The sequence below is a fragment of the Janthinobacterium sp. SUN137 genome (genome assembly GCF_030587265.1).
Taxonomy (GTDB): Bacteria; Pseudomonadota; Gammaproteobacteria; order Burkholderiales; family Burkholderiaceae_D; genus Janthinobacterium; species Janthinobacterium kumbetense.
The window spans coordinates 716,274-741,569 of sequence record NZ_JAPWHZ010000003.1 but is presented as its reverse complement, the minus strand read 5'-3'; the positions used below and the strand labels follow the sequence as shown (position 1 = coordinate 741,569).

The window sequence follows — 25,296 nt, the reverse complement described above, 5'->3', positions numbered from 1 at the left end:
CCTATGACCATCGATATTAGCCAGTTTTTTCAGGTCTTTTTCGATGAGGCCGAAGAACTGCTGGCTGAAAAAGAACGGCTGCTGCTGGCCGTTGATATTGCGGCGCCCGACGCCGAAGACCTGAATGCCATTTTCCGCACCGCCCATTCGATCAAGGGCGGCGCATCGACGTTCGGCCTCTCCGACATGAGCGAGGTGACGCATATCCTCGAGTCGCTGCTCGACCGCATCCGCCAGGGCCAGATGGCCCTGACGGCGGAACACGTCGACGCCTTTTTGGCGGCCAAGGATATCCTCAAGATGCAGCTCGACGGCCACCGCCTGGGCAGCGCCGTCGACCAGGATGCCGTGGCCAATGTGCGCATGATGCTGCAGTCGTTCTCGCAGGACGTGCCCGTGGCCGCGCTCACGCCCGTCGCACCGGCTTTCCATACGGCGGAAAAGGCCGCCGTCAGTCATGCCGGCGGCCATCGCATCCGCCTGGAGCTGCCGGCCATGGAGCCACGCGAAGTCGATGCGCTGGCGGCCGAACTGGGCTTGCTGGGCGACGTCGTGGTATCAAGCCTGCCCGACGCGCGCAAGGTGCTGGAAGTGACGACGCATGAAAGCCTGGACGATATCCTGGCCATCTGCTCCTTCGTGCTCAATCCGGACGACATGGTGATCACGCAGGCGCCGCCACTGGCGCCAGGTGAAGCCGAAGCGGCCCGCGCGGCGCAGGAAAAAGCCCAGGGCTACGGCTTCTTCGACCCGCTGCCCGGCGCGCAGGGCGCGGCCGATCCCGGCTACGGCTTCTTCCAGCCGCTCGAGGACATCCGCGCCGCCGCAGGCGTGCAGAGCGAGGCCGAACAGGGCTACGGTTTCTTCCAGCCGCTCGAACAGATTCGCGCCGACGCGGCTAAGGCGGGCAACGCCGGCGCCGCCGCCACGCCGGTCGTGGCCAGCGCCGCGGCCGAAGCGGAGCTGGAAAAGAAACCGGCCAAGAAAGAAGGCGACAAGGCCGGCGCCGAGTCGTCGTCGATCCGCGTCTCGATCGAAAAAGTCGACCAGCTGATCAACCTGGTGGGTGAACTGGTGATCACGCAGGCGATGATCGAGCAGCGCGCCAGCGCGCTCGACCCGATGCTGCATGAAAAACTGCTCGACAGCGTCAGCCACCTGACGCGCAATACGCGCGACTTGCAGGAAGCGGTGATGTCGATCCGCATGATGCCGATGGATTTCGTCTTTTCGCGCTTCCCGCGCATGGTGCGCGACCTGGCGACGAAACTGGGCAAGAAGGTCGACTTCATCACGAATGGCGCCGCCACGGAGCTGGACAAGGGCCTCATCGAGCGCATCGTCGATCCCCTCACGCACCTGGTGCGCAACAGTATCGACCATGGCGTGGAAATGCCGGCCGCCCGCGTGGCAGCCGGCAAGACCGAGGCGGGCCGTTTGTTCCTCTCGGCCAGCCACCAGGGCGGCAACATCATCATCGAAGTATCCGATGACGGCGCTGGACTGAACCGCGAGCGCATCCTGGCCAAGGCCGCGCAGCAGGGCCTGGACGTGTCCGAGACGATGAGCGACGCCGACGTGTGGCAGCTGATTTTCGCGCCCGGCTTTTCCACTGCCGAAGCGGTCACCGACGTGTCGGGCCGCGGCGTGGGCATGGATGTCGTCAAGCGCAATATCAGCGCCATGGGCGGCGTCGTCGACATCCGTTCGGCGAAGGGCTTTGGCACGACGATTTCCATCTCGCTGCCGCTGACCCTGGCCATCCTGGACGGCATGTCGATCCGCGTCGGCGACGAAGTGTATATTTTGCCGCTGGGCTTTGTCATCGAATCGCTGCAACCGGCCGTTGAGGATATCAAGGACATCAGTGGCAAGGGCCAGGTGGTGAAGGTGCGCGGCGAATACCTGCCTTTGATTCCGCTGTACCAGATGTTCGACATCGCGCCGCGCTTTACCAGTCCCTCGGAAGGCATCTGCGTGATCCTCGAGACGGAAGGGCGCAAGGCGGCCCTGTTTGTCGACGACCTGGTGGGACAGCAGCAGGTCGTGGTGAAAAACCTCGAATCGAATTACCGCAAGGTGGTGGGCATTTCCGGCGCCACCATCCTGGGCGATGGCGGCGTGTCGCTGATTCTCGATGTCGCCGCCCTGATCCGTTCCTCTCGCCAGCTGGCCGACGAGTCCATTTTTTCGTAATACCGATAGATAAAGATAGGAAAACGCACCATGTCAGATACTCAACAAACATCCGGAAGCAATGCGGGCGACGGCAAGGACATCGCCGGCCGTGAATTCCTGGCCTTCACCCTGGGCTCCGAAGAGTACGGCATCGATATCCTGAAGGTTCAGGAAATCCGCGGCTACGAAGCGGTCACCCGCATCGCCAACGCGCCAGAATTCATCAAGGGCGTGATCAACCTGCGCGGCATCATCATCCCCGTGGTCGACATGCGCATCAAGTTCAACCTGGGCACGCCCGTGTACGACCAGTTCACGGTGGTGATCATCCTGAACATCGGCGGGCGCATCGTCGGCATGGTGGTCGACAGCGTTTCCGACGTCACCACGCTGACGCCGGAGCAGGTGAAGCCGGCGCCGGAAATGGGTACCGCCTTCTCGACCGACTACATGATCGGCCTGGGCACCATCGACGAGCGCATGCTGATCCTGGTCGATATCGACAAGCTGATGTCGAGCAGCGAGATGGGCCTGATCGACAAGCTGGCGGCGTAAGCGGCAGCAAGGCGGCGCCCGGTGCGCCGCCGTTTTGGCACGCAAAGAATCACTACAGATATGCATGTACCGGCGCGAGCAGAGGCGCGCCGGCAGGCTGCAAGGTCCGTCAGAGACCAGGCCACAACACGGCGCCGTCCGGTTGAACGGGCGCCGTTCACATAAATATTGGAGACTGTAATGAGTTTGCGCGATTTCAAGATAGGCACCCGGCTGGGGATAGGTTTTGGCAGTATCCTCGCCATCCTGGTGGTAGTGATCGTTTCGGCGAATGCACTGAATTACCGTAACAAGGCCCAGTTGCTCACGGGGCTGGAGCTGGCAAGCGAAAAGAATACGCAGGCGTCGCTGATGAAAAGCGCGATGCTGGAAACGGGTATCGCCATGCGCAATATCGGCCTGCAGGGCGATGTGGGGCTGATGCAGGTGGAAGAGGGCAAGGTGCGCGAGCAGCGCAAGCTGTACGACGGCGCGCGCGGAAAACTGGCCAGCCTGGGGCTGTCCGAGGGCGAGAAAGCGCTGCTGGCTAATATCGCCAAGGTTGACGGCGAAGTCGATGCGGCCTTCAAGGAAGCGATGGGGCAGGTACTGGCGTTTAACAGCGAGGGCGCGGCGAAGGTTATTGCCACCCGCATCGATCCCTTGAACAAGACGACCCTGGCCGACATCAACAAGCTGCTCGACTTGCAGCATGTGGCGCAGCAAAGCTTCATGGACGACTCGCTGGCGGCCGATGCGCGCCTGATGACGGTGTTGTTCATCCTGGGCGGCGCGGCGGTGGCGATCGGCGCCTGGTGCGCCATCTTCATCACGCGTTCGATCACGGTGCCGTTGTCCGGCGCCCTGGCCGTGGCGCAGAAGGTGGCTGCCGGCGAGCTGACGGCGCGCGTGGTGGTCGAAGGCAAGGATGAAACGAGCGCCTTGCAGCAGGCGCTCAAGGACATGAACGCGAGCCTGGTGCAGACGGTCAGCGACGTGCGCCAGGGAACGGATACGATTACCGTGGCGTCGCGCGAGATCGCCAGCGGCAATGCGGACCTGTCGGCGCGCACGGAAACGCAGGCCAGTTCGCTCGAAGAGACGGCATCGTCCATGGAAGAACTGACGTCGACCGTGAAGCAGAACGCGGACAACGCGCGCCAGGCCAACCAGCTGGCCGTGTCGGCGTCGTCGGTGGCGGAGCAGGGTGGCAAGGTGGTGGCGCAAGTGGTCGATACCATGGGTTCCATCAAGGACAGTTCACGCAAGATCGTCGACATTATCGGCGTCATCGACGGCATCGCGTTCCAGACGAATATCCTGGCCTTGAATGCGGCCGTCGAAGCGGCACGCGCCGGCGAGCAGGGACGCGGCTTTGCGGTGGTGGCGTCGGAAGTGCGCAACCTGGCGCAGCGTTCGGCTGGTGCAGCGAAAGAGATCAAGGGCCTGATCGGCGACTCGGTCGACAAGGTCGACGCGGGCAGCCGCCTGGTGGACGAGGCGGGGCAGACCATGGGCCTGATCGTTACGTCGATCCGGCAGGTGGCCGACATCATGGGCGAGATCACGGCGGCAACGCAGGAACAGAGCCATGGCATCGAGGAAGTGAACCAGGCCATCGCGCAGATGGACCAGATGACGCAGCAGAACGCTGCGCTGGTCGAGGAAGCGGCGGCGGCGGCCGAAAGCATGCAGGACCAGGCGCAGAAACTGGCCGACGCCGTCAGCATCTTCAAGCTCGATGGCGAGAGCGGGGCGCAGGCGGCCATGCCCACACCCGCGCCAGTAGTCAAGATGGCTGCACGGCCGGCACCAAGTGTGGCGGCAAATACACGGCGGTTGGCAAAGACGGCGCAAGCCGGCACGCCACCGCCCGCGAAAAAGCTGGCGGCGGCCGGCGGCGACGATTGGGAAGAGTTCTGACGCCAACCCGGTCCTGCTAGTTATACTTGCAAAGGCATTGGTCAGAGTAGTCATAGAGAGGTAAAAACAAAATGCCGCAAACTAAAACGGATTCGGTCAAGGAATTTGATTTCACCGGCAAGGACTTTGAACGGGTCCGCGCCATGATTTACAAGCGGGCCGGCATCGCGCTGGCCGACAGCAAGCAGGAGATGGTCTACAGCCGCCTGGCGCGGCGCCTGCGCGCGACCGGCATCTCCTCGTTCGTCCGCTACCTGGACGACCTGGAAGCGGGCCGCATGGGCGACGAGTGGGAAGCGTTCACGAATGCGCTGACGACCAACCTGACGTCGTTCTTCCGCGAGGCGCATCACTTTCCGCTGCTGGCCGAGCATGTGAAAAAACTGAGCGGGCCGATCACCATCTGGTGTTCGGCCAGTTCCACAGGCGAGGAGCCGTACTCGATCGCCATGACGGTGTGCGAGGCATTCAATACGCTCACGCCGCCCGTCACCATCATCGCCACGGACATCGACACGAACGTGCTGGCCACGGCCGCCAATGGCGTCTACAACCTGGACCGGCTCGACAAGATGCCGGCCGACCGTGCGCGGCGCTTTTTCTTGCGCGGCAAGGGCGATCGCGAGGGGCAGGTGCGGGTGCGCCCGGAACTGCGCCAGATGATCACCTTCAAGCCGCTCAACCTGCTGGCCGACAGCTGGCCGGTGACGGGCCAGTTCGACGTCATCTTTTGCCGTAACGTGATGATTTATTTTGACAAGGCGACGCAGCGCAAGATCCTGTCGCGCTTTGTGCCGTTGATGAAGCCGGATGCCCTGCTGTTTGCGGGCCATTCGGAGAATTTTCTGTACGTGTCGGATTCATTGAAGCTGCGCGGTAAAACAGTCTATGAGCTCGATCAGCCTCGGGGCACCGCGCCCAAGGCATCGTCGCATCGTACATGAGAGTGAAATATGAGCCTGGAATCCAAAGAGCAATTCGCCACTAACGTCTATTACGACAGGACGTTCAATTGTGACGCCGCCAAGATCTTGCCTGGTGAGTATTACTTTACCAACAAGGACATGCTGATCGTCACCGTGCTCGGCTCCTGCGTCTCGGCCTGCATCCGCGACCGCGTCACGGGCCTGGGCGGCATGAATCACTTCATGCTGCCCGACGGCGGCAGCGATCCGAATAGCCCGATTTCCGCGTCGATGCGCTATGGTACCTACGCCATGGAGATCCTGATCAACGATTTGCTGAAGGCGGGCGCGCGGCGCGAGAACATGGAAGCGAAAGTGTTCGGCGGCGGCGCCGTGCTGCGCGGCTTCACGGCGATCAATGTGGGCGAACGCAATGCGGCCTTCGTCATCAATTATCTGAAGGCGGAAAAGATGCGCGTGGTGGCGGAAGACCTCAATGACATCCACCCGCGCAAGGTGTATTTTTTCCCCCGCAGCGGCAAGGTGCTGGTGAAAAAGCTGATGCAGACGCATAACGATACGCTGGTGCGCCGCGAACTCGATTACGCAAGCCGTCTCAAAGTCGCGCCAGTCGGCGGCGAAGTCGAGCTGTTCTGACAAACACCAGACCAAACCTGCTGCGCGTCGCGCCGTGCGGCTTGCGGCGATTTTGTCCGGTGTACTAATTTAATAAAGAATAAGGGCCGCAAGGCCTGGAAGGATAACTATGAAGATCAAAGTATTGATCGTGGATGATTCGGCCTTGATCCGCAGCGTGATGACGGAAATCGTGAACAGCCAGCCCGACATGGAGGTGGTGGGCGCTGCGCCCGATCCGCTGGTGGCGCGCGAGATGATCAAGCAGACCAACCCCGACGTGCTGACCCTCGACGTCGAGATGCCGAAGATGGATGGCCTCGACTTCCTGGAAAAACTGATGCGCTTGCGCCCGATGCCGGTATTGATGGTGTCGTCGCTGACCGAGCGCGGTTCGGAAATCACCATGCGCGCGCTGGAGCTGGGCGCGGTCGATTTCGTCACCAAGCCGAAGATTTCCATCCAGAGCGGCATGCGCGAGTACACGGACATGATCGCCGACAAGATCCGTGCCGCCTCGAAGGCGCGCATCCGTGCGCGCACCCTGCCGTCGGCCAGCGACAAGGTGGCCGCGCCGCTGCCTGCGCTGCGCAGCCCGTTGACGTCGAGCGAAAAGCTGATCATCGTCGGCGCCTCCACGGGCGGCACGGAAGCCATCCGCGAATTCCTCATGCAGATGCCGTCCGATTGTCCCGGCATCCTGATCACGCAGCACATGCCGGAAGGCTTTACGCGCTCGTTTGCGCGCCGCCTCGATTCGCTGTGCAAGATCTCGGTGCAGGAAGCGGCAGGCGGCGAACGCGTTCTGCCCGGCCACGCCTACATCGCGCCCGGCCATTCGCACCTGACCCTGACGCGCAGCGGCGCCAACTACATGACAAAGATCGACCAGGGTGAGCCGGTGAACCGCCACCGCCCGTCCGTCGACGTGCTGTTCCGTTCGGCCGCGCAATCGGCCGGTAAAAATGCCGTCGGCGTGATCCTGACCGGCATGGGCAAGGATGGCGCACAAGGCATGTTGGAGATGAAGGCTGCAGGAGCGTATAATTTTGCGCAGGATGAAGCCAGTTGCGTGGTGTTCGGCATGCCGCGCGAGGCGATCGCCGTCGGTGCTACGCATGAGGTCGGCGCTCTGACGGCGCTGCCTGGCATGGTGCTGGGACACCTGGCTGCGCATGGCATGCGTGCTTTGCGCGTGTAAGCCACGTTTTATATGATCTGAGGCAAGTTTGTTCGCCTAAAAGCAACGAAAATGCTATCCTACAACTTGCTGCCGTAGTGTCGACCATAATGTCGGCATTCATGTCGATATTATTAACAAACCGCTACAGAAACAACGGAGTTATTCATGGCTGATCCAAAGATGAAATTTTTAGTCGTTGACGATTTTTCGACGATGCGCCGCATTGTCCGGAATCTGTTGAAGGAACTGGGTTATGCCAACGTCGATGAGGCGGAAGACGGCGTGATGGGCCTGGCCAAGCTGCGCGCGGAATCGTACGATTTCGTCGTGTCGGACTGGAACATGCCAAACATGGATGGCCTGACGATGCTGCAGCATATCCGCGCCGATCCCGCACTGGCCAAGCTGCCCGTGCTGATGGTCACCGCCGAAGCGAAAAAAGAAAACATCATCGCCGCCGCCCAGGCTGGCGCCAGCGGTTATGTCGTCAAGCCGTTCACGGCCGCGACCCTCGATGAAAAGCTGAACAAGATTTTCGAGAAGCTGGAAAAAGCCGGCGCCTGATCACGGCTTGATACCGATCAAGAAAAACGCTGCCAATGCGAATTGGCAGCGTTTTTTTTCGTCCGCAAAAAACTCAGACCAGCCCGCCATTCGCGCGCAGGGTCTGGCCATTCACCCAGCGGCCATCCGGCCCTGCCAGAAAAGCCACGGCGGCGGCGATGTCGTCCGGCGTGCCCAGGCGCTCCAATGGCGCCATCTTGCCCATGCGCTGTATCGTTTCTTCCGTCTTGCCGTTCAAGAACAGCGCCGTGGCCGTGGGGCCGGGGGCGACGGCGTTGACGGTGATGTTCTTGCCGCGCAATTCCTTGGCAAAGATATTCGTCATCGTCTCGATGGCCGCCTTGGTGGCGCCGTAGACGGCATAGCCGGGCAGGGCCAGGCCGATCACGCTGGTGGAAAAGTTGACGACGCTGCCACCGTGGCGCAAGCGCGTCGCCGCCTGGCGCATGGTGTTGAAGCTGCCCTTGACGTTGATGGCGAACAGGCTGTCGAAGGTGGCGTCGTCCGTGTCGGCCAGGGCCGGCAGCGCGGGCGGCATGATGCCGGCATTGTTGACCAGCACGTCGACGCCGCCGTAAGCCGCCTCGGCCGCATCGAACAGGGCTTGCACCTCGCCCGCGTCGGCGACGTTGGCCTTGACGGCGATGGCGGCGCCGCCGTCGGCCACGATGGCCGCCACCAGCTGCTCCGCTTCCACGTTGCCGCTGGCGTAATTGACGACGACCCGCATGCCATCGCGCACCAGGCGGCGTGCGATGGCTGCGCCGATGCCGCGCGAAGCGCCCGTGACGATGGCGACCTTGGCCGGTATAGCTGCTGTGTTCATGGGTGTTCTCCTGTTGTGGTGGGATGCCCGCATGCTGTCGCTGCGAGCCAGTGCAGCGATTGTCATCTTTATTGATTGATGAATAAAGGTGGGTTTGATGATTTCAGTGTGCAAATTGCATTAACAATTGTCCCAGGCTTGCCGGGTACGGACAGAGAAGATCCCGCTGCCTGAAGATAATTGCGCAAAGGAATGAAATATTTCCCAAAGTTAACTTTACACGTCAAATAATTTGGCCCATGATCGCTGCAGTATTTCCCCTTTGTCCCCGACCCCGACAAGAAGGAGCGCACGATGCGCCGAGCACCCGTATTATTTTTCGCCCTGGGCACGGCCCTGTTAACGGCCTGCGGCGTGAGCCTGGAGCAAACGGCCGTTGCGCCCGTCGCGTCGGTCGAGATGCAGGAGCCTGCCGCGCAGCCGGTAGCCGAAGCCGATGGCCGGCATGCCTATTTGCACCGCGTGGGCGGCCATGACTATGTCAGCCTGAGTCAGCATGGCCCGCAGGGCGGCTTGCCGATACTCACGGGTACGCAGCGCCATGCGCACGCCATCCGCCTGCTGGCGGCCGATCCGGCCCAGGCACGGGCCATCCTGCGCAGCCTGAGGCTGCCTGCGAACCAGCGCAAGCTGTGGGCGGGAGAAGAAATCGTGCTCGATGCGGCCAGCTATGACATGTTGCAAGCGGCACGCGGCAGCAACAGGCCGCTGTTTGCCGAACTCAAGCTGGTGGGGATGGAGAAGTAAGGAAAAGAAAAAGAAACAGAAACGGGGCCGAATGGCCCCGTCGAGGTGACGCTTGGAGATGGCGCTTAAATTTCCAGGTTGTCGATGAGGCGAGTCTGTCCCAGCTTGGCGGCGGCCAGCACCACCAGCGGTTCGCCGGCGGCCAGTTCGGCGGCGTTCGGCGCCTGCAGGTTGGCGCGCTTGCGCACGGCGATGTAGTCCGATTTCCAGCCGCGGCCGTCCAGCAGCTGCATGGCCGCCTGTTCCAGTTCGCCGACGGCCAAGTTACCCTTGCGCACTTCCTCGGCGACGAAATTGAGGCCCTTGAACAGTTCAGGCGCTTCTGCGCGCTCGCTTTCCGACAGGTACATATTGCGCGAGGACAAGGCCAAGCCATCGTCTGCGCGGTAGGTCTCGGCGGCGATGATTTCCGTCGGCAGCGCGAACTGGCGCGCCATGTTGCGGATGATCATCAGTTGCTGGTAATCCTTCTTGCCGAACACGGCTACGCGCGGACCCACGCAAGAGAACAGCTTGGTGACGACCGTGCACACGCCTTCGAAGAAGCCGGGACGGAATTCGCCTTCCAGGGTATTGCCCAGGTCATCGGGCGGGCGCACGCGGTATTCCTGCGGCTCCGGGTACAGTTCCTTTTCCGTCGGCGCGAACAGCACGTACACGCCTTCCTTTTCCAGCTTGGCGATGTCGGCCGCCATGGTGCGCGGATATTTCTCGAAGTCTTCGTTCGGGCCGAATTGCAGGCGGTTCACGAAGATCGAGGCGACGACGGGGTCGCCATGCTTGCGCGCCAGGCGCATCAGCGACAGATGGCCTTCGTGCAGGTTGCCCATGGTGGGGACGAACGCCGTGCGCAGCTGTCCGCTGAGCTGGTCGCGCAATTCTTCGATGTCGGAAATAATTTTCATGGATTGCTTTCGCTAAAACCCCGTTGTACGGTGGTCAGTGACAAAGGGAAGGAGTCAGGCGGGCGAATAGGCCAGCCGGACGTAGATGGGGGCAAACGGTTCTGCCTGTGTGATTTCGATCAGGGTTTCCTTGGCCAGTTCCAGCAGGGCCACGAAGTTGACCACCACCACGGGCACGCCGCCGGCAATGTCGAACAGCTCGCTGAATTCGACGAAGCGCGACGATTGCAAGTGGCGCAGGATGCTCGACATATGCTCGCGCACGGACAGTTCCTGGCGGCTGATGCGGTGATGCTGGGTCAGTTTCGCGCGTTTCAGCACGTCGAGCCACGCCTGCTGCAAGTCCACCGGTTCCACGTCGGGCCAGGTGGGTGTCAGGCTTTGCTCGATGAAAATCTGCGTGCGCACGAAATCGCGCTCGAACTGCGGGATGGCGTTCAGGTCGTAGGCGGCCAGCTTGATCTGCTCATATTCGAGCAGGCGGCGAACCAGTTCGGCACGGGGATCGCCGCCATCTTCCTCGACGTCGCTCTTGCGCGAAGGCAAGAGCATGCGCGACTTGATCTCGATCAACATGGCCGCCATCAGCAAATACTCGGCGGCCAGTTCCAGGTTGCGCACGCGGATCTGGTCGACATATTTCAGATATTGCAGGGTCACCTGCGCCATCGGGATATCGAGAATATTGAAATTTTGCTTGCGGATCAGGTAGAGCAGCAAGTCGAGCGGGCCTTCGAAGGCTTCGAGGAAGATTTCCAGCGCGTCCGGCGGAATGTACAAATCCGTCGGCATGCGCATCATCGGCTCGCCATACAGGCGGGCGATGCCCAGCGGGTCGGCGGCGGGAGCCGCGTCCGTTACTGCCGTGGCGGATGCTGCAGGGTCGCCGCTGCCGTCGCCGCCAGCGGCGGGTTCGGGCGACTCGATGACTGCGCCGGCGCCGGAAGCGTCGGCTTCCGGCGTGACTGCAGACTCTTCAGGCAACATCGTGCCGGTTCCAGATCTTAGTTCTTGTTCTGGTAAACGTAAGCCTGTTGCTTGACGGCCGACGCCAGTTGGCGCTCCTGCTCATCGATGCTGACGGCCGGCTTGTCCCACAGCAGGGCGCGGCCCGCTTGCTGGCCCGCTTCCATGCCAGGATTCTTGGCCTTCAGTTCAGCGATGAACAAGGTGTGGTCGGATACGTAGTTGTTGTGTTTTGCAGGCAGTTTCATATTCTCTTCTGAGTGTCTTATAGGTAAGGTCAGCCGGCCGTATTTTACCGCGCCGTGCCGCCTGGCGGGTTGTTGTATCGGCAAGTCCGGGGCGAAATTGCTAAAAATCAATAACGCAACAAACGCCGCATCACCATCGGCGCCGGTTCGGCGGGGTTGGCGTGCGAATATTCCAGTTCTTCGGCCAGGTCGAATTCGAAGGCCGCATAAAAATCGATCAGCTTGCGCTGGTCGCGCCGCACGGCCAGGCGCAATTCCTCCGCCTGGCACGACAGGCCGTGATGAATGATGGCTTCCAGCAAATGTTGCGAAACGTGGCTGCCCCGGTAGGCGGGCAGCACGCCCATGCGTGAAATCTTCCAGATGGCGGGATCGCTGTCGAGCGGCATCCAGCGCAGCGAACCGGCTGGAATGTCGTCGATCAGCAACAGAAAACCGCCGCCGTGGCGCAATTGCTCTTCCACCTGCTGCGCCGTCTCGTGGTGTCCACTGGACGAGGCCGCCACCTTGCCGGCCCACGCGGCGCGGGTCAGCTCGGCAATCAGTTGTGCATCGGCATTCGTTGCTTCGCGCACCACGATATTCATCATCGGTCCTTGTGCGGGCTTAGCGGATGCGCATGCCAGGTTCGGCGCCTGGCCAAGGGTTCAGGATGTAGATGCCTGGATTGGCCTTCTCGTCGGCGCTTGATGCGGCCATGACCATGCCTTCGGAAATGCCGAACTTCATCTTGCGCGGCGCCAGATTGGCCACCAGCACCGTCAGCTTGCCTACCAGCTCTTCCGGCTGGTAGGCGGAGCGGATGCCGGAGAAGACATTGCGCAAGCGGCCTTCGCCCGCGTCCAGGGTCAGGCGCAGCAGCTTGTCGGAGCCGTCGACCAGTTCGCAGTTGACGATTTTCGCGATGCGCAAGTCGACCTTGAGGAAGTCGTCGATCTTGATCTCGGGCGCCAGCTCCTCGATGGCGGAGGCCGGTGTTTCAGCGACCGCTGCGGCGTCGTTCGCGGCATCGCCAGCCGGCGCGGCGATGGCGGCAGCTTGCGGTGCGTCAAACAGCGCTTCGATCATCTTTGCATCCATGCGCGTCATCAAGTGGCTGTAGGCGCCGATGGTACGGCCCAGCATGCTGTTCGAGACGGCGTCGCCGAACACTTGCGTATCGGCCCAGGTGAATTGCTCGTCGTTGAGGAACGAGGCCACGTTCTTGGCCACGCCCGGCAGGACTGGCGACAGCAGGATCGTCAGCTGGCGGAACAGGATCAGGGCCGTCGTGCACACGTCGTGCAGTTCGGCTGTCTTGTCCGCATCCTTGGCGAGGATCCACGGCTTGTTTTCATCGACGTACTGGTTGGTGATGTCGGCGATTTCCATGATCTCGCGCAAGGCCTTGCCGAATTCGCGGTTCTCGAAGTGCGCGGCGATGCTGGCCTGGCGCTCGACGATGACGCCGTTGGCGTCCACCGTCAGCGCGCGGTTGATCCAGCTTTGCGCGCCTTCCGACAGCGTGGACGCCAGCTTGCCGTCGAAACGCTTGGCGATGAAGCCGGCGCAGCGGCTGGCGATGTTCACGTATTTGCCGATCAGGTCGCTGTTCACGCGGGCCACGAAGTCGTCGCCGTTGAAGTCCAGGTCTTCCACTTTCGAGTTCAGCTTGAAGGCGATGTAGTAGCGCAGCCATTCCGGGTTCATGCCCAGGTCCAGGTAGCGCAGCGGCGAGATGCCCGTGCCGCGCGACTTCGACATCTTTTCGTTGTTGACCGTCAGGAAGCCATGCACATTGACTTTCAGTTTGTCGATCACCGGGTGGCCGGCAAATTTCAGCATGGCGGGCCAGAACAGCAAATGGAAGGAAACGATGTCCTTGCCGATGAAGTGGATTTGTTCCGTGGCAGGATCGTTCAGCAGGGCGTCGAAATCGAGGCCTTTCTTGTCGCAATAGTTTTTCAGGCTGGCCAGGTAGCCGACGGGCGCGTCCATCCACACATAGAAGAACTTGCCCGGCGCATCGGGAATCGGGATGCCGAAATAGGGCGCATCGCGCGAGATATCCCAGTCGGCCAGCTTTTCGCCCGCTTCGCCCAGCCATTCGCTGACCTTGTTGACCATTTCAGGCTGCAGGCGGCCTGGCGTGTTGAGCCAATCCTTGAGGAATTCGAAGCAGCGCGGGTCGGACAGCTTGAAGAAGTACTGTTCCGACGGCTTCATCACGGGCGTCGCGTTGGTGAACACGGAGAACGGGTTGACCAGGTCGGTCGGCTGGTAAGCGGCGCCGCACACTTCGCAATTGTCGCCGTACTGGTTCTTGGCGCCGCATTTCGGGCATTCGCCCTTGATGTTGCGGTCGGCCAGGAACATGCCCTTGACCGGATCGAAGAAGCGGTCGACGGTTTTCGTGACGATCAGGCCCGTATCGCGCAGCTTGCGGTAGATCGATTGCGACAGATCAACGTTTTCCGGCGAATCGGTCGAATACCAGTTGTCGAAGGCGATATGGAAGCCATCGAGGTACTGGGCGCGGCCGGCCGCGATGTTGGCGACGAATTGCTGCGGCGTAATGCCTTCCTTTTCGGCGGCGATCATGATGGGCGTACCATGCGTATCGTCGGCGCCCACAAAGTGCACTTCACGGCCGGCTGCGCCATCGCGTTGCATTCGCTGGAACCGGACCCAGATATCGGCCTGGATGTATTCCATGATGTGGCCAATGTGAAAAGCGGCGTTTGCGTAAGGCAGGGCAGTGGTGACGAACAGCTTGCGAGTCATGATTGATGCACTTTTGGGATGGATAATAGGTCATTTTAACAGCGGAAAGGCAATATGAGCAGATGCAGCGCTGGCAAGTGATGCTTTTGCCGCCATCGCGCCATGCAAATTTGCGCTAGACTGCGCGTATTGCACATATGTAGTACACACGGAGATTTACATGAGCATCACAGTAGAAGACGTCAAGGCCGCGCTGGCCCAGGTTATTGATCCAAATACACATAAAGATTTCGTTTCCAGCAAAACCGTCAAGAATCTGAAGGTCGATGGCGATGATATTTCGCTCGACATCGAACTCGGTTACCCCGCCAAAAGCCAGATCGACCTGATCCGCAAATCCGTGCTGGCCGCCCTGCGCGTGCTGCCGGGCGTGGGCAACGTCAGCGTGGGCGTGTCGTCGAAAATCATTTCGCACACGGTGCAGCGCGGTTTGAAGCCGATGAGCAACGTGAAAAACATCATCGCCGTCGCTTCCGGCAAGGGCGGCGTTGGCAAATCGACCACGGCCGTCAACCTGGCCCTGGCCCTGGCGGCCGAAGGCGCCACCGTCGGCATGCTGGACGCCGATATCTATGGCCCGTCGCAGCCGATGATGCTGGGCATCAGCGGCCAGCCGAAGACCCTCGATGGCAAGAGCATGGAGCCGATGGAAAACCACGGCCTGCAAGTGTCGTCGATCGGCTTCATGATCGATCCGGACGAGCCGATGGTGTGGCGCGGTCCGATGGTCACGCAAGCCTTGCAGCAATTGCTGGACCAGACCAACTGGCGCGACCTCGATTACCTGATTGTCGACATGCCGCCGGGCACGGGCGACATTCAATTGACCCTGTCGCAGAAAGTGCCCGTCACAGGCGCCGTGATCGTCACGACGCCGCAGGACATCGCGCTGCTGGATGCGCGCAAGGGCTTGAAAATGTTCGAGAAAGTCGGCATTCCGATCCTTGGCGTGGTGGAAAACATGAGCACGCACATCTGCTCGAACTGCGGCCATGCGGAAGAAATCTTCGGCGCCGGCGGCGGCGCGAAGATGTGCGCGGACTTCGGCGTGGAATTCCTCGGCGCCTTGCCGCTGACCATGGCGATCCGCCAGCAGACGGATTCCGGCACGCCGACCGTCGTGGCCGAGCCGGAAGGCCCCGTCGCCGTCATCTACAAGCAGATCGCCCGCACCATCGCGATTAAAGTGGCGGAAAAGGCGAAGGATATGACGAGCAAGTTCCCGTCGATCGTCATCAAGAACGATTAAACGTCAGGCTTGGCGCTGCCACGCGCCAGTGTCAGCAGGAATATGGTTTCATGCAGTCCGTGTTGTTATTAAACAAGAGGAGACATCATGCAATTGACCACCGTATTCCTGCGCCAAGCCGCAGCCGTGATCGCTGGCAGCCTGCTGGCCGCCAGCGCGTTTGCGCAATCCGTTTCGTTCGTCGAGCCCGTCGATGGCGCGACAGTGAGCAGCCCGTTCAAAGTGAAATTTGCCGTCAGCGGCATGGATGTCAAGCCGGCCGGTGACATGACGGCCAAGACGGGCCACCATCATTTGCTCATCAATATGGGGCCGATGAAGGCGGGCGAAATGATACCCATGGACGATAAACATTTGCACTTCGGCAAAGGACAGACGGAAACGGACGTCACCTTGCCGCCGGGGCAGTACACCCTGACGATGCAGTTCGCCAACGGCGCGCACCAGTCGTATGGGCCGGAGTTGAGCAAAAGCATCAAGGTGACGGTCAAGTAAGCCAGGCAAGTAAGCCAGGTAAATAAGTCAGGCAAATTCATCTGTTTCAGTAAAGGCCGGGTTCCAGCGATGGAGCCTGGCCTTTTTCATATTGTTGCTTCTTGTCATTATTGTGTCATATAGTCGGCGTATGCTGGCCGGTGGCCTAACTTTTGATGAGCGGATATGACGAAACAATTCTCCCTTTCCCGGCAACTGGCACAGGCGCTGCTGCTGGCGGCTGGCGTGGCGGCGAGCCAGGCGCATGCGGCCAAGGCCGTTCCTGCTGTTGCTGCCGGTGCGGCGCAGCCGAAGCTGGTGGTGGTGCTGGTAGTGGACGGCTTGCCGCAAGAGCAGGTGACGCGCTACCGCGACCAGTTCGGCCAGGGCGGTTTCCGCCGCCTGCTGGAGCAGGGCGCCTGGTTCAGCGATGCGCACCAGGCGCATGGCATCACGGTCACGGCCATCGGCCACTCGGCCGTGCTGTCGGGCGCTTACCCTTACCAGCATGGCGTGATCGGCAATAACTGGATCGATCCCGTCACGAAAAAATCCGTGTACTGCACCGAAGACGGCAATTTCCATTACATCGGCGAAGACACGCAGCCCGACGACGGCACGGCGCCGACCAAGCTGCGCGTGAGCACCCTGGGCGACGAGTTGCGCTATTCCACGGGCGACAAGGCGAAGGTCGTCACGGTGTCGGGCAAGGACCGGGGCGCCATCCTGCTGGCCGGGAAAACGGGTACGGCGTATATGTACATGGAAAAGACGGGCAATTTTGCCAGCAGCACCTACTATATGCAGCAGCACCCGCAATGGGTGCAGCGCTACCAGGCCGCCAAACCGCAGGACCGTTATTATGGCAAGAGCTGGACGCCGCTGCTGGCCGATTCCGCCTATGCGCGCGATGCCCGCGATGATCTGGTGCCGGCCAAGCCGGGCACGCGCAACACCTTCCCGTTTGCCTATTACAGCGACAGCGGCAAGCTCGATGGCGAGTACTACAGCCGCCTGAAGGCCGGTCCCTTCCTCGATGAACTGACCCTGGAATTCGCCCGCGCCGCCATCGATGGCGAAAACCTGGGCCACAACCCGGCCGGCGTGCCCGATATCCTGGGCGTGAGCCTGTCCGCGCACGATTACGTGAATCACGCCTACGGCCCGGAAAGCAAGATGTCGCACGACCACCTGCAGCGCCTGGACCGCATGCTGGCCGGCTTCTTTGCCGACCTCGATAAAAAAGTCGGCATGGACAACGTGCTGGTGGTGCTGACGGCTGACCATGGTTTTGCCAACGTGCCGGAATTTGCCGAAACGCGGGGTTTCTCGGCCAAACGCATCGACGGCGCCAAACTGGTCGATGCCTTGAACCAGCACCTGGCGACTAACCTGGGTATCGATAAACTGGTGACGACGTCGTCGCTGCCGAATATCTACCTCGATTACGCGCTGGCGGAGAAGGGCGGCGTCAATCGCGCCGCCCTGGAAGACGCGGCGGCCCGCTTCCTGCTGCAGCAGGACGGCCTGGCGCAAGTCTACACGCGCACGCAGATGGAAACGGGCGCCGTTGCCACGCGCATGGACACCCTGATGCGCCGCGCCTGGAACCGCCAGCTGTCGGGCGACCTGATGGTCGTGACAAAGCCGGCCTGGTACTTCGGCAAGGGCGCGGGCGGCACTTCGCACGGCACGCCGTACACGTATGACACCAACGTGCCGCTGATGGTGTTCGGCCCCCGCTGGATCAAGCCGGGCGCCTATGGCCAGTATGCGGAAGTGGTCGATATCGCGCCGACCCTGGCGCACCTGCTGCGCATACGCCAGCCGTCGGCGTCGGAAGGGCGGGTGTTGATGGAGGTGGTGCGGTAGTTCAGGCATAGAGGTGTATCGTTGATGTAAAGGCCAGGCTTGCGTTTTCACGGAAGCCTGTTTTTTTATTGATTTAAGAGTTGTAAGTCGACAAATATCAATAGGCACGCAAAGTTCTTGACGGATAGTGAAATTTCTTTATTTCACGATGAGGACGTCAATGAACAGTTCACTATTCAAATGTTGCTGTATGGCATTGATGTGGATTTTGCTGCCGGGGTGCGTCGTGCCACACTTCGATCATGCCTCATATGACTATTATTATGCCGTTCCCTTGAAGGCCGACAAGCCGTGGCTAAGTCTGAGCAACGGGCTTGATCTGCATGCCTATAACAAATGTGAGCATAGTGAAGTGCCGCCAAAATGTGACCCGCCGGGTTTTTGGGTGATGGAGCGACCGCAGAAGCCGGATTGGCATGAGATAGGTCGCTACAGAGTGAGCGTGTGGCATCCCGGCAAGTTGCAGTTTCAACCAATGCTTTCGGCCTATGCCAACACGACGTATCGTGCAGTTAGTCTTGTTAAAGAAGAATCACGCAAAATATATTTGCTTCGGCCTGGGTTTGGCGGTGACGAGCGCCGATCACTGGAAGGAAACGACGCTGGTGTTGTTGCAATCGATTTGCGGCCAAACGCATTATGTAGAACGGATGAGCCTGTACCACGCCTTATTGTCTTTGATGCCGATAATATATGGGTATTTGCGGAGTATGAATCAGACTGCCGAAAGGATCTGCAGGCCGATTTCGCCCCGCTTGATATATTGAACTTTGAGGACAGCGATCAGTTTAATGCTATTTTGCGTAAACCGATGAAACTGTTTTACCTCAGCTCCAGCGTGGTAGGTCAGTCAGATTTTGGTCAACCGCGCACGGTTTTACGGGATGCTGATCGCCCGAATGAAAGTACGCGCAAGACCGTGCGCTTGTCCGAGGTCGTCCGATTACAGAGCACGATGTTCCGGCTTGAGACCACACCGGCGCCACCTCTGTTGCCAGTACCGGATTATCCCAATTTTTATTGTCACTACTCAGATACGGTTATTGGTTTGAGAATGATATTTTTTGATGGTGAGAAACCATACCCCGACCTTAAATATTGTCGGCCATTTCGCGGGAAATGACATAGGCTGCGTGCTTTACAGTAGCCAATCAATCGGCAGCACCGACAGTATCGCCACCCCGATGCGCTTCCACACGCTGGCGCCCGGCTCCGTGTCGTAGCGCGTGGTGGCGCCGCTGGCGTCGCGGGCGATCCAGTACAGCGCGCCGTCGTCGCCCAGCAGTACCTGGTAGGCGCGCCGCGGGATGGTGGTGCGCATGGCTTGCCCCAGCTGGCTGGCCAGCGCGGGGCTGTCGATGACGAGGCCCATTTCCGTGTTCAACTCGATCGAGCGCGGGTCGAAGTTGAACGAGCCGACAAAGATGCGCCGGTCGTCGACGGCAAAGGTCTTCGCATGCAGGCTCGATGCGGAGCTGCCGAAGCGGCCCGGCTGTTCGCGCGCATCGCCGGCTTCCCACGAGCGGCGCGACTCGTACAGCAGCACACCCGCTTCCAGCAGCGGTTTTCTCCACTTCGCATAGCCCGCATGCACGGCCGCCACGTCGGTCGCTTCCAGCGCATTCGTCAGGATGCGCACGCCCACGCCTTTTCTTGCCAGGTCGGCAAAGGCCTGGGTGCCGGCTTTGCCGGGCACGAAATACGGCGACACCAGGTCCACTTCCTTTTCCGGCACGCCCAGCAGGTTTTTCAGGTTGTCCGCCACGCCCGTGCCTGGCCTGGCCTTGTCCAGCACCTTGGCCGGGTCGTCGCTGACCATGCGCGTCCTGGCCCATTCGAAGGGCAGGGTGCGCTCCATCATCTGCCTGACGAAGGGCGAGGTGCGCAGCGCCTGCACGTATTCCTCGGCCGCCTTGGTATCGTCGATGCGGTCCGCCTCGGCGGCGATGGTGGCCGCGTCGCCCTCGACAGGGCTGGTCAGCAGCAGGCTGGCGGGGTAGGCCGAGGCGCTGTTCCAGTAGCGGTCGAAATCGCGCGAAACGTCGTCGACGACGGGGCCGACGGCCAGCACGTCAAGGTCGGCGAACAGCACGTCGCCGGCCGCGCCAAAATATTCGTCGCCCACGTTGCGCCCGCCGACGATGGTGGCCTGGTTGTCGGCCGTGAATGATTTGTTGTGCATGCGCCGGTTGAGGCGAGAAAAATCCGTGGCAAAGGCCAGCGCGCGCGGCGCGCGGGGCACGAAGGGATTGAACAGGCGGATTTCGATATTCGCCTGCTTGCCCAGCATCGCCAGGGTCTGGTCCAGGCCCGCCGTGTTGTTATCGTCGAGCAGCAGGCGCACGCGCACGCCCCGCTCGGCCGCTTGGCGCAGGGCGTCGAACAGCAGGGTGCCCGTGATGTCCTTGTGCCAGATGTAGTACTGCACGTCCAGGCTGCGCTGGGCGGCGGCGGCCAGCAGGGCGCGCGCGGCAAAGGCGTCGCGCCCATCGGCGAGCGGGTAAATGCCGGACACGCCGGGATGCTGCGCCACCATGGGCGCAATGGCCGTGGCCAGCTGGGTGTGCTTTGTGTCGGCGATGACGCTGGATGCCACGCGGCCTTCCAGCGAAGGCAGCGAGACGCAGCCGGCGAGGACGGCGGACAGCAGCAGTGGCAGCAGCAGCCGGGTGGCGCTGCGGAAGGGGAGTGCTTGGGCGGGCATGGCGGGCTTTCATCGGGTTGCCCCGATGTTAGCAGATGCGCATGCCCGCACGGGGCGAGGTGTTACAGTTGTTCCAGCGCGATCAGCTCGGCCACCGTCTGGCGGCGGCGGATCAGGCGGGATTGTTCTCCGTCGACCAGGTATTCGGCCGCATGCGGACGGCTGTTGTAGTTCGACGACATCGACGCGCCATACGCGCCCGCGCCTTCGAAGACGACGTAATCGCCCACCTGCGCGGCCGGCAGGAGGCGTGTTTCCACCACGCCGCCGTCGCGCTGCGTAAATACGTCGCCCGATTCGCACAGGGGGCCGCCGACCACGGTGGCGCGCTGCGTGTCCAGTGCGCGGCCGTCATGCGCGATGACCGACATTTCATGGTAGCTGCCGTACATGGCAGGGCGCATCAGTTCATTGAAACCCGTATCGAGCAAGGTGAAGTGGTTGCCGCCCATTTGCTTGGTGGCGCGCACTTCGGCCACCAGCAAGCCCGCATCGGCCACGAGGAAGCGGCCCGGCTCGATTTCGAGGTGCACGCGATGGCCCAGGTGCGCCTCGATCTGCTTGCGCGCCGCATCCCACAGCTGGAAGTAGTGGTCCGTGTCGACCGGCTGCTCGCCTTCGCGATAGGGTACGGACAGGCCGCCGCCCGTGGAAATGGCTTCGATGTCGTGGCCCATGTTTTTCACCAGGTCGACCATGGTGCCGCAGACGGTTTCCAGGTGGCTGTAGTCGACGCCGGAGCCGATGTGCATGTGCAGGCCCACCAGGTGCAGGCCATGTGCGCGGATGACGGCCAGTGCCTCCGGCAGCTCTTCGTGCCAGATGCCGTGTTTGCTGTTTTCGCCGCCCGTATTGGTCTTGTTGCTGTGGCCATGGCCGTAGCCCGGATTGATGCGCAGCCAGACGCGGTGGCCGGGCGACACGGGGCCCAGTTGGCGCAGCATGTCGACGGAGCCGCAATTGACTTCGATCTTCGCCGCCGCCACGCGCGCCAGGGTGGCGCGGTCGAACAGGTCGCAGGTGAAGACCACGCCGGCGGCGCCATTCGTTTGCGCCGGCGCAAAGCCTGCCTGCAGCGCGCGCTCGATCTCGCCCAGCGAGACGGCGTCCACGTGCACGCCCGCTTCGCGCATCAGGGTGAGCAGGTGGATGTTCGAATTGGCCTTTTGCGCGAAGCGCACCGTGTCGAACTGCGCCAGCTGCGCGATGCGCGCGCGGATGGTGGCCGCGTCATACACCCACAGGGGCGTGCCGTGTTCCTGGGCGAGTTGGGCGAGGGTCTGGTCGGTGACGGGCTTCATCGTGTGCTTTCGGTGGAATGAGGAGATAGCGCATGATGGCTGATTGTACTTCGACTATAAAATATCTATTTGAGGCTACCTTATTCATTTATGATATGACCATGACTATCTCCCTGCGCCATATCGAGGTCTTCCGCGCCATCATGACGACGGGCAGCGTGACGGCCGCCGCCGCCATGCTGCATACGTCGCAGCCCACCGTCAGCCGCGAGCTGGCGCGCCTCGAACACTTGACGGGCCTGACCCTGTTCGAGCGCGAGCGGGGGCGGCTGCGCCCCACGGCCCAGGCGCTGCAGCTGTTCGAGGAAGTGCAGCGCGCGTATTTCGGCCTGGAGCGCATCATCAGCACGGCGGCGGCCTTGCGCCAGTTCGACCAGGGGCAGCTGTCGATCGCCTGCCTGCCCGTGTTTTCCCAGTCGCTGTTGCCGCAGGCGTGCAAGCGTTTCGTCGCCGATTTCCCCAAGGTGAGCATCAGCATCACGCCGCAGGAGTCGCCGCTGCTGGAAGAGTGGCTGTCGGCACAGCGCCACGATATCGGCCTGACGGAAGTGGGCAATGCGCCGCCGGGCACGGCGCTCGATACCTTGATGTCCGTCGACGAAGTGTGCGTGCTGCCCGACGGCCATGCGCTCGCCGGCAAGGCCGTGCTGCAGCCGGCGGACTTCGCGGGCCAGCCTTTCATCAGCCTGGCCGCCGTCGACCCCTACCGTCAGCAGATCGACGCCATCTTTGCGCAGGCGGGCGTGGAGCGGCGCATGGCGCTCGACACGCACAGCGCTGCCTCCGTGTGCGCGATGGTGCGCGAAGGCGTGGGCCTGGCCATCGTCAATCCGCTCACGGCGCTGGACTACGCGGGGCAGGGCTTGCAGATCCGCCGCTTCGGCGTTTCCCTGCCATTTACGGTGAATCTGGTCAAGCCCCTGCACCGGCCCCTGTCGCAACTGGTCGCCCTGTTCGAGCAGGCGCTGCATGCGCAGGCGGCGGAGGTGAAAAGGCGCTTGCTGCAGCTGTGACGGTGCTTGTGGAGCAGCGGCGGTCAACAGAGTAAAATGGCGTTTTACTTATTCAAGCCTGATTACTTCGATGACCACAACCGCTACTCCCGTCCGCACCCGTTTCGCTCCCAGCCCGACCGGCTATCTGCACCTGGGCGGCGCCCGCACCGCTTTGTACAGCTGGGCGTATGCCCGCCACTTCGGCGGCACCTTCGTGCTGCGCATCGAAGACACGGACGTGGAGCGTTCCACGCCGGAAGCCGTGCAAGCCATCATCGAAGGCATGAAGTGGCTGGGCCTGGACCACGACGAAGGCCCGTTCTACCAGATGCAGCGCATGGACCGCTACCGCGAAGTGGTGGCGCAGATGCTGCTTGAGGGCACTGCATATCACTGCTACTCGTCGCCGGAAGAAGTCGAAGCGATGCGCGAGCGCATGCGCGCCGCCGGCGAAAAGCCGCGCTACGACGGCACGTGGCGCCCGGAGCCAGGCAAGACCCTGCCAGCCGTACCGGCCGACCGCAAGCCCGTCGTGCGTTTCAAGAACCCGCTCGACGGCGACGTGACGTGGGACGACGTGGTCAAGGGCACGATCACGATTTCCAACCGCGAGCTGGACGACCTGGTGATCGCCCGCCCGGACGGCACGCCGACATACAACTTCTGCGTGGCCGTCGATGACTGGGACATGCAGATCACGCACGTGATCCGCGGCGACGACCATGTCAACAACACTCCGCGCCAGATCAACATCCTGCGCGCCATCGGCGCACCGCTGCCGCTGTACGGCCACCTGCCGATGATCCTGGGCGCGGACGGCGAAAAGCTGTCGAAGCGCCATGGCGCCGTCAGCGTGATGGATTACCCGGCGCAGGGCTTCCTGCCGGAAGCGATGCTGAACTACCTGGCGCGCCTGGGCTGGAGCCATGGCGACGATGAAGTGTTCTCGACCGAGCAGTTCTGCGAGTGGTTCAACCTGAACCACCTGTCGAAATCGGCGGCCCAGTTCAATAATGAAAAACTGGCCTGGCTGAACAACCACTATATCAAGCAGGCCGACAATACCCGTCTGGCCGACCTGGCGCGTCCGCAAATGGTCGCCGCCGGCGCCGTCTTCGAAGGCGCGCCGGACCTGGCGCAAGTGCTGGGCATGATGAAAGAGCGCGCCAACACCGTCAATGAGTTGGCTGCCGCCTCGATGCTGTTCTTCCGCGAACCGCAGCCGGAAGCGGAACTGGTCACGCAGCACATCACGGATGCCATCAAGCCCGTGCTGGCGCAGTTTGCCGAGCGTATCGCCACGGTGGAGTGGAGCAAGGAAGCCGTCGCCGCCATGATCAAGGAAGTGCTGGCTGCGAACACCATCAAGATGCCGCTGCTGGCCATGCCTTTGCGTTTGATCTTGACGGGCCAGCTGCAGACGCCTGCCATCGACCAGGTGGTGGTGATGTTCGGCCGCGACACCGTGCTGGCGCGCCTGGCAAAGTGGCTGTAATCGCCGCGCCGAATTGAGCGTGTAAATGCGGTGCAGAAACCGCCCCTATGAAAAGTTGCTCATAGACGAAAAAGGGTATTTGCAGAGTGAAACTTCTTTGCTATACTCTTGTTTCTGCACCAACGGGGGTATAGCTCAGCTGGGAGAGCGCTTGCATGGCATGCAAGAGGTCAGCGGTTCGATCCCGCTTACCTCCACCAGCAGCAAAATCGCAGTCAGGTTTTGTTAGTCGTTGAAGTGGTGCAGTTGTTGTTTGGAAGTTCCGCGGTCCCCATCGTCTAGAGGCCTAGGACATCACCCTTTCACGGTGAGTACAGGGGTTCGAATCCCCTTGGGGACGCCAGGTAGTTGTGGTATAGTAGTGGCAGTTGTTTGTACTGATTGTTGTAAGTTCAGGCCCGTAAAAAGCGGAATCTGGATGGAAAGCAAGTAGTGGAACAAAGTCGCCAAGTGCGGCTTTTATTATTTCTGCGCCCGGGGGGTATAGCTCAGCTGGGAGAGCGCTTGCATGGCATGCAAGAGGTCAGCGGTTCGATCCCGCTTACCTCCACCAACAGCGCAGAAGTAAGGTGGTAAAACTGTAGTACCGAGGTCCCCATCGTCTAGAGGCCTAGGACATCACCCTTTCACGGTGAGTACAGGGGTTCGAATCCCCTTGGGGACGCCAGTTCAGTCTGGTGTTGTAGTTGCAAAGAAGTAGCAGTGTTTCTGCGCCCGGGGGGTATAGCTCAGCTGGGAGAGCGCTTGCATGGCATGCAAGAGGTCAGCGGTTCGATCCCGCTTACCTCCACCAACAGCGCAGAAACAGGTAGTAAATGGTAATGAATA

General features: G+C 61.4%; 22 protein-coding genes and 5 tRNA genes. 19 read left to right on the top strand and 8 right to left on the bottom strand.

Annotated features, from left to right (window positions below):
- Positions 1–3 precede the first annotated feature (3 nt).
- From cheA to cheY, 7 genes are all read left to right on the top strand, one after another.
- Positions 4–2,196, top strand: coding sequence for a chemotaxis protein CheA (gene cheA, locus O3298_RS18295; RefSeq protein WP_305060187.1), 2,193 nt, complete (start codon positions 4–6; stop codon positions 2,194–2,196).
- Between the two features lie 30 nt (positions 2,197–2,226).
- On the top strand, positions 2,227–2,733 hold the full coding sequence (locus O3298_RS18290) for a chemotaxis protein CheW (protein ID WP_034758356.1): 507 nt from the start codon (positions 2,227–2,229) through the stop codon (positions 2,731–2,733).
- A 180-nt stretch (positions 2,734–2,913) separates the two neighbouring features.
- Positions 2,914–4,635, top strand: a complete 1,722-nt coding sequence (locus O3298_RS18285; RefSeq protein ID WP_305057030.1) for a methyl-accepting chemotaxis protein — start codon at positions 2,914–2,916, stop codon at positions 4,633–4,635.
- 71 nt (positions 4,636–4,706) lie between these two features.
- Positions 4,707–5,579 carry a CheR family methyltransferase gene (locus O3298_RS18280; protein WP_251351875.1) on the top strand — a complete coding sequence of 291 codons (873 nt, stop codon included), beginning with the start codon at positions 4,707–4,709 and terminating at the stop codon, positions 5,577–5,579.
- A gap of 9 nt (positions 5,580–5,588) precedes the next feature.
- On the top strand, positions 5,589–6,197 hold the full coding sequence (gene cheD, locus O3298_RS18275; RefSeq protein ID WP_034758343.1) for a chemoreceptor glutamine deamidase CheD: 609 nt from the start codon (positions 5,589–5,591) through the stop codon (positions 6,195–6,197).
- 109 nt (positions 6,198–6,306) lie between these two features.
- On the top strand, positions 6,307–7,377 hold the full coding sequence (locus tag O3298_RS18270) for a chemotaxis response regulator protein-glutamate methylesterase (protein WP_034778028.1): 1,071 nt from the start codon (positions 6,307–6,309) through the stop codon (positions 7,375–7,377).
- A 147-nt stretch (positions 7,378–7,524) separates the two neighbouring features.
- On the top strand, positions 7,525–7,923 hold the full coding sequence (gene cheY, locus O3298_RS18265) for a chemotaxis response regulator CheY (RefSeq protein ID WP_010396677.1): 399 nt from the start codon (positions 7,525–7,527) through the stop codon (positions 7,921–7,923).
- 73 nt (positions 7,924–7,996) lie between these two features.
- Here the strand turns inward: cheY and O3298_RS18260 are convergent, their stop codons facing one another.
- Entirely contained in the window at positions 7,997–8,749 is a 753-nt protein-coding gene (locus tag O3298_RS18260; protein WP_305060186.1) for an SDR family oxidoreductase, read from the bottom strand.
- Between the two features lie 294 nt (positions 8,750–9,043).
- Between O3298_RS18260 and O3298_RS18255 the strand changes: the two genes are divergently transcribed.
- Entirely contained in the window at positions 9,044–9,496 is a 453-nt protein-coding gene (locus tag O3298_RS18255) for a hypothetical protein (RefSeq protein WP_099664748.1), read from the top strand.
- 65 nt (positions 9,497–9,561) lie between these two features.
- Here the strand turns inward: O3298_RS18255 and panC are convergent, their stop codons facing one another.
- From panC to metG, 5 genes are all read right to left on the bottom strand, one after another.
- Positions 9,562–10,401: a pantoate--beta-alanine ligase gene (gene panC / locus O3298_RS18250; RefSeq protein WP_099664747.1), complete on the bottom strand. Its 840-nt coding sequence runs from the start codon at positions 10,399–10,401 to the stop codon at positions 9,562–9,564.
- A 54-nt stretch (positions 10,402–10,455) separates the two neighbouring features.
- Complete coding sequence (locus O3298_RS18245) at positions 10,456–11,388, bottom strand: ScpA family protein (protein WP_077402012.1); 933 nt, start codon at positions 11,386–11,388, stop codon at positions 10,456–10,458.
- A 17-nt stretch (positions 11,389–11,405) separates the two neighbouring features.
- A complete protein-coding gene (locus O3298_RS18240) occupies positions 11,406–11,615 on the bottom strand; it encodes a DUF3460 family protein (protein ID WP_034778041.1) in 210 nt (69 codons plus the stop codon).
- Between the two features lie 107 nt (positions 11,616–11,722).
- Positions 11,723–12,202 carry a GNAT family N-acetyltransferase gene (locus tag O3298_RS18235; protein ID WP_077409049.1) on the bottom strand — a complete coding sequence of 160 codons (480 nt, stop codon included), beginning with the start codon at positions 12,200–12,202 and terminating at the stop codon, positions 11,723–11,725.
- Between the two features lie 19 nt (positions 12,203–12,221).
- Entirely contained in the window at positions 12,222–14,378 is a 2,157-nt protein-coding gene (gene metG / locus O3298_RS18230) for a methionine--tRNA ligase (protein ID WP_099664746.1), read from the bottom strand.
- Between the two features lie 160 nt (positions 14,379–14,538).
- Here metG and apbC point away from each other — a divergent pair, with 160 nt between their 5' ends.
- The 4 genes from apbC to O3298_RS18210 all read left to right on the top strand — a co-directional run bounded on the left by apbC (position 14,539) and on the right by O3298_RS18210 (position 19,096).
- Positions 14,539–15,627, top strand: a complete 1,089-nt coding sequence (gene apbC / locus O3298_RS18225; protein WP_034758315.1) for an iron-sulfur cluster carrier protein ApbC — start codon at positions 14,539–14,541, stop codon at positions 15,625–15,627.
- Between the two features lie 87 nt (positions 15,628–15,714).
- The gene (locus O3298_RS18220; protein ID WP_152257152.1) at positions 15,715–16,122 is read left to right on the top strand and encodes a DUF4399 domain-containing protein; all 408 of its coding nucleotides are present in this window, start codon (positions 15,715–15,717) and stop codon (positions 16,120–16,122) included.
- A 165-nt stretch (positions 16,123–16,287) separates the two neighbouring features.
- Positions 16,288–17,973, top strand: coding sequence for an alkaline phosphatase family protein (locus O3298_RS18215; protein ID WP_305060185.1), 1,686 nt, complete (start codon positions 16,288–16,290; stop codon positions 17,971–17,973).
- A gap of 160 nt (positions 17,974–18,133) precedes the next feature.
- Positions 18,134–19,096 carry a hypothetical protein gene (locus O3298_RS18210; protein WP_305060184.1) on the top strand — a complete coding sequence of 321 codons (963 nt, stop codon included), beginning with the start codon at positions 18,134–18,136 and terminating at the stop codon, positions 19,094–19,096.
- A 15-nt stretch (positions 19,097–19,111) separates the two neighbouring features.
- Here the strand turns inward: O3298_RS18210 and O3298_RS18205 are convergent, their stop codons facing one another.
- Both O3298_RS18205 and lysA read right to left on the bottom strand, forming a co-directional pair.
- Positions 19,112–20,677 (bottom strand): phospholipase D family protein, encoded by a 1,566-nt coding sequence (locus tag O3298_RS18205; protein WP_305060183.1) that lies wholly within the window; start codon positions 20,675–20,677, stop codon positions 19,112–19,114.
- Between the two features lie 62 nt (positions 20,678–20,739).
- A complete protein-coding gene (gene lysA / locus O3298_RS18200) occupies positions 20,740–21,978 on the bottom strand; it encodes a diaminopimelate decarboxylase (RefSeq protein WP_305053389.1) in 1,239 nt (412 codons plus the stop codon).
- Positions 21,979–22,079: 101 nt separating this feature from the next.
- On the opposite strand from lysA, the gene O3298_RS18195 reads away from it, so the two are divergent.
- The 7 genes from O3298_RS18195 (at position 22,080) to O3298_RS18165 (ending at position 25,261) form a co-directional block, all read left to right on the top strand.
- Positions 22,080–22,991, top strand: coding sequence for a LysR family transcriptional regulator (locus O3298_RS18195; protein WP_251351870.1), 912 nt, complete (start codon positions 22,080–22,082; stop codon positions 22,989–22,991).
- A 70-nt stretch (positions 22,992–23,061) separates the two neighbouring features.
- On the top strand, positions 23,062–24,468 hold the full coding sequence (gene gltX, locus O3298_RS18190; RefSeq protein WP_305060182.1) for a glutamate--tRNA ligase: 1,407 nt from the start codon (positions 23,062–23,064) through the stop codon (positions 24,466–24,468).
- A 124-nt stretch (positions 24,469–24,592) separates the two neighbouring features.
- Positions 24,593–24,668: transfer RNA gene (locus O3298_RS18185), tRNA-Ala, on the top strand.
- A 67-nt stretch (positions 24,669–24,735) separates the two neighbouring features.
- Positions 24,736–24,811, top strand: a tRNA-Glu gene (locus O3298_RS18180).
- 134 nt (positions 24,812–24,945) lie between these two features.
- Positions 24,946–25,021, top strand: a tRNA-Ala gene (locus tag O3298_RS18175).
- Positions 25,022–25,059: 38 nt separating this feature from the next.
- Positions 25,060–25,135, top strand: a tRNA-Glu gene (locus tag O3298_RS18170).
- Between the two features lie 50 nt (positions 25,136–25,185).
- Positions 25,186–25,261: transfer RNA gene (locus O3298_RS18165), tRNA-Ala, on the top strand.
- The last annotated feature ends 35 nt before the right edge of the window (positions 25,262–25,296 follow it).

Bases quoted from the DNA above. Each gene is read 5' to 3' on its own strand.
- cheA (WP_305060187.1), top strand. From the start codon at position 4: ATGACCATCGATATTAGCCAGTTTTTTCAGGTCTTTTTCGATGAGGCC.
- O3298_RS18290 (WP_034758356.1), top strand. From the start codon at position 2,227: ATGTCAGATACTCAACAAACATCCGGAAGCAATGCGGGCGACGGCAAG.
- O3298_RS18285 (WP_305057030.1), top strand. From the start codon at position 2,914: ATGAGTTTGCGCGATTTCAAGATAGGCACCCGGCTGGGGATAGGTTTT.
- O3298_RS18280 (WP_251351875.1), top strand. From the start codon at position 4,707: ATGCCGCAAACTAAAACGGATTCGGTCAAGGAATTTGATTTCACCGGC.
- cheD (WP_034758343.1), top strand. From the start codon at position 5,589: ATGAGCCTGGAATCCAAAGAGCAATTCGCCACTAACGTCTATTACGAC.
- O3298_RS18270 (WP_034778028.1), top strand. From the start codon at position 6,307: ATGAAGATCAAAGTATTGATCGTGGATGATTCGGCCTTGATCCGCAGC.
- cheY (WP_010396677.1), top strand. From the start codon at position 7,525: ATGGCTGATCCAAAGATGAAATTTTTAGTCGTTGACGATTTTTCGACG.
- O3298_RS18260 (WP_305060186.1), bottom strand. From the start codon at position 8,749: ATGAACACAGCAGCTATACCGGCCAAGGTCGCCATCGTCACGGGCGCT.
- O3298_RS18255 (WP_099664748.1), top strand. From the start codon at position 9,044: ATGCGCCGAGCACCCGTATTATTTTTCGCCCTGGGCACGGCCCTGTTA.
- panC (WP_099664747.1), bottom strand. From the start codon at position 10,401: ATGAAAATTATTTCCGACATCGAAGAATTGCGCGACCAGCTCAGCGGA.
- O3298_RS18245 (WP_077402012.1), bottom strand. From the start codon at position 11,388: ATGTTGCCTGAAGAGTCTGCAGTCACGCCGGAAGCCGACGCTTCCGGC.
- O3298_RS18240 (WP_034778041.1), bottom strand. From the start codon at position 11,615: ATGAAACTGCCTGCAAAACACAACAACTACGTATCCGACCACACCTTG.
- O3298_RS18235 (WP_077409049.1), bottom strand. From the start codon at position 12,202: ATGAATATCGTGGTGCGCGAAGCAACGAATGCCGATGCACAACTGATT.
- metG (WP_099664746.1), bottom strand. From the start codon at position 14,378: ATGACTCGCAAGCTGTTCGTCACCACTGCCCTGCCTTACGCAAACGCC.
- apbC (WP_034758315.1), top strand. From the start codon at position 14,539: ATGAGCATCACAGTAGAAGACGTCAAGGCCGCGCTGGCCCAGGTTATT.
- O3298_RS18220 (WP_152257152.1), top strand. From the start codon at position 15,715: ATGCAATTGACCACCGTATTCCTGCGCCAAGCCGCAGCCGTGATCGCT.
- O3298_RS18215 (WP_305060185.1), top strand. From the start codon at position 16,288: ATGACGAAACAATTCTCCCTTTCCCGGCAACTGGCACAGGCGCTGCTG.
- O3298_RS18210 (WP_305060184.1), top strand. From the start codon at position 18,134: ATGAACAGTTCACTATTCAAATGTTGCTGTATGGCATTGATGTGGATT.
- O3298_RS18205 (WP_305060183.1), bottom strand. From the start codon at position 20,677: ATGCCCGCCCAAGCACTCCCCTTCCGCAGCGCCACCCGGCTGCTGCTG.
- lysA (WP_305053389.1), bottom strand. From the start codon at position 21,978: ATGAAGCCCGTCACCGACCAGACCCTCGCCCAACTCGCCCAGGAACAC.
- O3298_RS18195 (WP_251351870.1), top strand. From the start codon at position 22,080: ATGACTATCTCCCTGCGCCATATCGAGGTCTTCCGCGCCATCATGACG.
- gltX (WP_305060182.1), top strand. From the start codon at position 23,062: ATGACCACAACCGCTACTCCCGTCCGCACCCGTTTCGCTCCCAGCCCG.